This is a genomic window from Cellulomonas algicola, from assembly GCF_003851725.1.
Lineage (GTDB): Bacteria > Actinomycetota > Actinomycetes > Actinomycetales > Cellulomonadaceae > Cellulomonas > Cellulomonas algicola.
The window spans coordinates 1-4,880 of the sequence record NZ_BHYL01000351.1 but is presented as its reverse complement, the minus strand read 5'-3'; the positions used below and the strand labels follow the sequence as shown (position 1 = coordinate 4,880).

Annotated in this window: 6 protein-coding genes; 3 read left to right on the top strand and 3 right to left on the bottom strand. The window is 76.6% G+C overall.

The window, feature by feature from the left end; translation table 11 throughout:
• Both CTKZ_RS18770 and CTKZ_RS18765 read left to right on the top strand, forming a co-directional pair.
• Positions 1–788, top strand: a 788-nt coding sequence (locus CTKZ_RS18770) for an Lhr family helicase (RefSeq protein ID WP_443090085.1), incomplete at its 5' end; no start/stop codon positions are given.
• Positions 789–797: 9 nt separating this feature from the next.
• Positions 798–1,565 (top strand): DNA-formamidopyrimidine glycosylase family protein, encoded by a 768-nt coding sequence (locus CTKZ_RS18765; RefSeq protein ID WP_124344348.1) that lies wholly within the window; start codon positions 798–800, stop codon positions 1,563–1,565.
• Positions 1,566–1,727: 162 nt separating this feature from the next.
• Here the strand turns inward: CTKZ_RS18765 and CTKZ_RS18760 are convergent, their stop codons facing one another.
• From CTKZ_RS18760 to pgsA, 3 genes are all read right to left on the bottom strand, one after another.
• Positions 1,728–2,069, bottom strand: coding sequence for a helix-turn-helix domain-containing protein (locus tag CTKZ_RS18760; protein WP_124344347.1), 342 nt, complete (start codon positions 2,067–2,069; stop codon positions 1,728–1,730).
• 164 nt (positions 2,070–2,233) lie between these two features.
• Positions 2,234–2,752 (bottom strand): CinA family protein, encoded by a 519-nt coding sequence (locus tag CTKZ_RS18755; RefSeq protein WP_124344349.1) that lies wholly within the window; start codon positions 2,750–2,752, stop codon positions 2,234–2,236.
• Between the two features lie 76 nt (positions 2,753–2,828).
• Complete coding sequence (gene pgsA / locus CTKZ_RS18750) at positions 2,829–3,422, bottom strand: CDP-diacylglycerol--glycerol-3-phosphate 3-phosphatidyltransferase (RefSeq protein WP_124344346.1); 594 nt, start codon at positions 3,420–3,422, stop codon at positions 2,829–2,831.
• Between the two features lie 94 nt (positions 3,423–3,516).
• Between pgsA and CTKZ_RS18745 the strand changes: the two genes are divergently transcribed.
• Positions 3,517–4,872: a CapA family protein gene (locus CTKZ_RS18745; RefSeq protein WP_124344345.1), complete on the top strand. Its 1,356-nt coding sequence runs from the start codon at positions 3,517–3,519 to the stop codon at positions 4,870–4,872.
• Positions 4,873–4,880: the final 8 nt, after the last annotated feature.

The following is a 4,880-nucleotide window of genomic DNA, read 5'->3' as shown; positions in this document are numbered from 1 at the left end:
GCGGTCGGTGGTCGCTGCTGCCGGGCCGCGAGGGCGACCCGACCCTGCGTGCGCACGCGGCCGCGGCGCAGCTGCTCGACCGGCACGGCGTCCTCACGCGCGCCGTCGCGCCGTCCGAGGGCCTCGGCGGGCGGTTCGCCGACGTCTACCGCGTCCTCACGGCGCTCGAGAACGGCGGCCAGGTCCGGCGCGGCTACTTCGTCGAACGGCTCGGCGGGTCGCAGTTCGCGCTGCCCGGCGCGGTGGACCGCCTGCGCGTCGACGCGCAGGTCGTCGACCGGGCCGCCGAACGTGCCGCGGACGCCGCCGACGACCCGCACGGCGCGGCGGGCCGCACCGAGGGCGAGGGGCCCGTCGTCGTGGTGCTGGCCGCGACCGACCCCGCGAACCCGTACGGAGCCGCGCTCGCGTGGCCGAGCGGCGACGTCGAGCGCGACACCCCCGGGTCGGCGGACGCGGCACGCCCGGCGCCCACGCCCGGACGCCACCGGCCGGGCCGCAAGGCCGGTGCGCTCGTCGTCCTGGTCGACGGCGCACTCGTCCTCTACCTCGAACGGGGCGGCCGCACCGCGCTGTCGTTCACGTCCGACGTCGCCGTCCTCGAGGCCGCGGCCCACGGGCTCGCCGAGGCCGTGCGCACGCGCCACTCCGGACGCCTCACCGTGACGCGTCTCGACGGTGCCGAGGTCCTCGCGGACGGCGCGCTGCACGGGCCCGTGGGTCAGGCGCTCGTCGCGGCCGGGTTCGCCCCGACACCGCGAGGGCTGCGTCTGCGAGGGCAGTCGTGAGGACCGCCGATGCCCGAGGGTGACGTCCTGCGTCGCACGGCAGCCCGTCTGAACGCCGCGCTCGTCGGGGAACCGCTCGTCCGTGCCGAGCTCCGGTGGCCGACCGCCGCGGGCGTCCACCTCGTCGGGCGGACGGTGCTGGGCACCACGGCGTACGGCAAGCACCTGCTCACGCGCTTCGACGACGGGCGCACGCTGCACACGCACCTGCGCATGGACGGGACGTGGCGCGTCGCAGCGACCGGCTCACCGCAGGCGCAGGCGCGCGCACCCCAGATCCGCGCGGTGCTCGCCACCGAGCGGTGGACCGCGCTCGGACGCCTGCTCGGCATGCTCGACGTCGTCGCCACGCGGGACGAGCACACCCTCGTGGGGCACCTCGGCCCGGACGTCCTCGACGACGACTTCGACGTCGACGAGGTGCTGCGCCGCTGGGCCGACCGCGGCGCGACGCCCGTGGCGGAGGTGCTGCTCGACCAGACGGCCGTCGCGGGGATCGGCACGATCTTCATGGCGGAGTCGCTCTTCGCGGAGCGCGTCTGGCCGTGGACGCCCGCGGACGAGGTCACGGACCCCGCACGCATCCTCGGGGTCGCTCGTCGGCTCATGCAGCGGTCGGTGGCGACGGGGCGTCCGGACGAGCGCGTGCACGGTCGACGGCAGCGGCCGTGCGTGCGGTGCGGGACACCGATCGCTCGTGGCACGGCCCGCAAGCCGCCGATGGAACGGCCGGTCTTCTGGTGCCCGCGCTGCCAGGCACCGCCGACGTCGTCGTAGCGGCGGTTTTCACCCGGGTGTGACCACACTCCGGACGCGAGCGTCACCCGCTCGGCGCAGCGAGGCGCCGTTCACGCGGGGGCCAGCGGTGCAACGACATGGCACGGTCCGCGGACCTGAGGTCCACGGACCGTGAGCCCGGCAGCACCGGGACGTCGGGGCCTACCCGATCGGGGCGAGCTCCGCGCGACCGCGCTGCCAGCCGTTGTCGGCGCTGCCGCCGACGGACGCGGCGAGGTCGGCCGGGACGGTGTCGGGGATCAGCAGACCCTCGGCCACCGCGACACGGTCGCTGACCTCGCGCAGCACGAGCGACATCGGGACGTCCAGCGCCTCGCAGATGCTGTTCAGCAGCTCCGACGACGCCTCCTTCTGCCCTCGCTCGACCTCGCTGAGGTAGCCCAGCGAGACACGGGCCGCGGACGACACCTCACGCAGGGTGCGCCCCTGGCGCTGACGAGCGTCCCGCAGGACGTCGCCGATCTCTCGACGTAGCACAACCATCCGGGCTCCCCCTCTCGCGTCGCGTGCCGGCCCATCGCTCGGCGCCGGGACCCGCGAGGGACCCGTCACCACTGCACCCGGCTTCGTCTGCGCCGGGAGACTCCCACCGTACCGCGCACCTCCCGCGCGCGCGGGCGTGCGTCGGGCCGGGGGTCGAGTGCTCATCACGTGGTGTGCAACGGTCCTGGGGCGCCGGGTGTTCCCGAGCCGGGCACGCGTCCGGCGAGCTCGTCGACCGCGAGGTCGAGCACTGCGCGCACCGCTGCGGCCCGCACCGCGGGCCGGTCGCCGGCGAGGTGCAGGGAGCCCACGGCGGCACCCGACGGCGTGACGATCGCGACGTGCACCGTGCCGGGCGGGTGACCGTCCTGCGCGGTCGGGCCGGCGACACCGGTGGTGGCGAGGCCGACGTCGGCGACGAGACGGGCACGGACCCCGGCGGCCATGGCGGTCGCGACGTCCGGGTCGACCGCGCCCCGCGCCGCGAGCAGTGCGCGGTCGACGTCGAGCAGCGTGCCCTTGAGGTCGGTCGCGTACGCGACGACGCCGCCGCGCAGCACCGCCGAGGCACCGGCGACCTCGACGAGCGTCGCGCAGACGAGGCCGCCCGTCAGAGACTCGGCGACGGCGAGCGTCCAGCCGCGTCGGCCGAGGACGTCGAGCAGCGCGGCCGCCCGCCCCACGGCGCCGTGCGACTCGCCCGGCGCCTCGTCAGGCGTGTCCGGCGCGGACTCGCGGCCCTCTGCCACGGTGCCGCGCCTAGACGCCCGCCGCGGGCGGCACCGCGGCGGCCCGGCGGATGCGCACGGCGGTCCGCACGTAGTCGAGGCCGGTCACGACCGTCACCAGCACGGCGGCGCCCATCGCGACGGCGGCGACCACCTCGACGGCGGCCGGGAGCTGGTCGAGCGGCAGGAGGTAGAGGCCGATCGCGACCGACTGGAGCACGGTCTTGAGCTTGCCGCCGCGCGACGCGGGCAGGACGACGTACCGCAGCAGGAAGAACCGCATCGCGGTGATGCCGAGCTCGCGGACGAGGATCACGACGGTGACCCACCACGGCAGGTCACCGAGCCACGACAGCAGGACCAGCGCAGTGCCGACGAGCAGCTTGTCCGCGATCGGGTCGAGCAGCTTGCCGAGGTCGGTGATGGTGCCCGAGCGCCGGGCCAGCCAGCCGTCGAGCCGGTCGGTCAGCGCGGCGACGACGAAGATGCCGGTCGCGACCAGGCGACCCGTGACGGTGTGGCCGCCGTCGGCGAGGAGCGCCCACGCGAAGAACGGGACGAGCACGATGCGGGCCACCGTGAGCACGTTCGCCAGGTTCCAGGCGGAGGGGACGGCGTCGACCACCCGCTCAGCCTAGTTGGGCGAGCGGGCAGCGCCGCGCACGGCCGTTCGGGTGACGCGTGTCATCCGGCCCTGACGCCGCCACTACTGTCCGCGTGTGACCCGCCACGCCCGCGCCCGGCGACGCCGGTCGCCCCTGGTGGGCGCGCTGGTCGCGCTCGCGTGCGTCCTCGTCGGCGTGGGTGCCGCGGCGGCGCTGACCCCCGCACCGTCGGACGGCGGGATCGTGGCCGGCGCGCGGCTCGACCTGCCGCCAGGCGAGACCGCGACACCCGCCGCCGGACCGGACGGTGTCGACGCCCCGCCGACCGCGTCGACCGTCCCGACGCCGGCACCGACCGCCGACCCCGACCTCGACCTCACGCTCGTCGCCGCCGGCGACGTCCTCCCCCACCTGCCCGTGCTCGCGTCGGCGCGGACCACCGACGGGTACGACCTGTCCCCGCTGCTCGCCGGCCTGGACCGGTGGGTGCAGCCCGCCGACCTCGCGCTGTGCCACCTCGAGGTCCCCGTCGCGCCCGCGGGCACGCGGCCGAGCGGCTACCCGATGTTCGGCTCGCCCGCCGCGATCGCGCAGGGGCTGCGCGCACAGGGCTGGGACGGCTGCTCGACGGCGTCGAACCACTCGGTCGACCGGGGCTTCGCCGGCGTGACCGCGACGCTCGACGCGCTCGACGCGGCCGGCCTCGGGCACGTCGGCACCGCCCGCTCCGAGGCCGAGCAGGCGCAGCCGCAGCTCTACCGGCTCGAGCGCGACGGTCGCGTCGTCACGGTCGCGCACCTCGCAGCCACCTACAGCACGAACGGCATGCCCGTCGACGCGGACAAGCCATGGTCGGTCGACCGCATCGACGTGCCCGCCCTGGTCGCGGCCGCGACGGCTGCCCGGGCGGCGGGTGCGGACGTCGTCGTCGCGAGCGTGCACTGCTGCGTCGAGTACCGCACGGAGCCGACCGCGGAGCAGGTCGCGATCGACCAGCAGCTCGCCGACTCGGGCGTCGTCGACCTCGTCATCGGTCACCACGCGCACGTGCCGCAGCCCGTCGAGCGCCTGGCGGGCGGTCCCCGGGGTGCGGGCATGTGGGTCGCGTACGGCCTCGGCAACTACCTGTCGAACCAGGACGAGGCGTGCTGCGCGCCCGGGACGAGCTCCGGGCTGCTGCTCACCGCGCACCTCCGGGCGACCGGCGCGTTCCCCGCGCGCGGCGTCGCCGCGGGGCCCGTCGAGGTCACGGGCGTCGAGTGGACGCCGATCACCGTCGACCGCACGGGTGGGCACCGGCTGCACGCGCTCGTCGACGTCCCGCAGGGCACCGGCACGCTGTCCGCCGCCCAGGTCGCCGACCGCGTGGCGCGCGTCCGGGCGGCCGCGGGCGCGCAGGCGCCCGAGCGGACGACGCCCGTCGTCCCGACCGGCCCCGCGCCGGTAGTCGTGCCGCGCACCGCCGGCTGACCGTCGGA

Bases quoted from the DNA above. Each gene is read 5' to 3' on its own strand.
- CTKZ_RS18765 (WP_124344348.1), top strand. From the start codon at position 798: ATGCCCGAGGGTGACGTCCTGCGTCGCACGGCAGCCCGTCTGAACGCC.
- CTKZ_RS18760 (WP_124344347.1), bottom strand. From the start codon at position 2,069: ATGGTTGTGCTACGTCGAGAGATCGGCGACGTCCTGCGGGACGCTCGT.